This window comes from Streptomyces actuosus (assembly GCF_016921115.1).
In the GTDB taxonomy this organism is placed as follows: domain Bacteria; phylum Actinomycetota; class Actinomycetes; order Streptomycetales; family Streptomycetaceae; genus Streptomyces; species Streptomyces actuosus_A.
This window is the reverse complement of the sequence record NZ_JAFFZS010000251.1, coordinates 1-409: the sequence shown is the minus strand read 5'-3', so window position 1 is coordinate 409 and position 409 is coordinate 1. Positions and strand designations below refer to the sequence as shown.

Sequence of the window (409 nt, the reverse complement as noted above, 5' to 3'; positions counted from 1 at the left end):
GATTATATATTATAACGTCAAGGCAAGTTATTAATATGACCAAACTTTCGCATATAGCACCTTTTAACGCTCATCTTCCGCTAGGCCAATAGATTCTTCCTTGAAGTGATTGTTCAGTTTTTTGACCTTCTCGTAAAACTCTGGCTTCACCATGCCTCCAAAGGGAACCAATACTTCATCTTGCAGCTGGTGCATGACTGACAAAATCCCTTCGATAAGCTCCATTTCACTTTGGTGTTGTAGTAATTCATCTGTTGCAAAGTCAATTGGACATGGAAGTCCGCTGCGCTTTGTCATATCTTCTCAATGTGCGATAGGTGCATTCAGAGTACTACGCAGGGGAGAAAGACATTGATAATCCCAGCACCTAGAGCATGTTTGTATACTCATCTCCATGTGTATATATATA

At 40.3% G+C, this 409-nt stretch carries 1 protein-coding gene; it reads right to left on the bottom strand.

Going from position 1 to position 409, the window contains the following annotated elements; translation table 11 throughout:
* Window positions 1-63: 63 nt before the first annotated feature.
* Window positions 64-297, bottom strand: a complete 234-nt coding sequence (locus JS756_RS36260; RefSeq protein ID WP_205387513.1) for a hypothetical protein — start codon at window positions 295-297, stop codon at window positions 64-66.
* Window positions 298-409 lie beyond the last annotated feature (112 nt).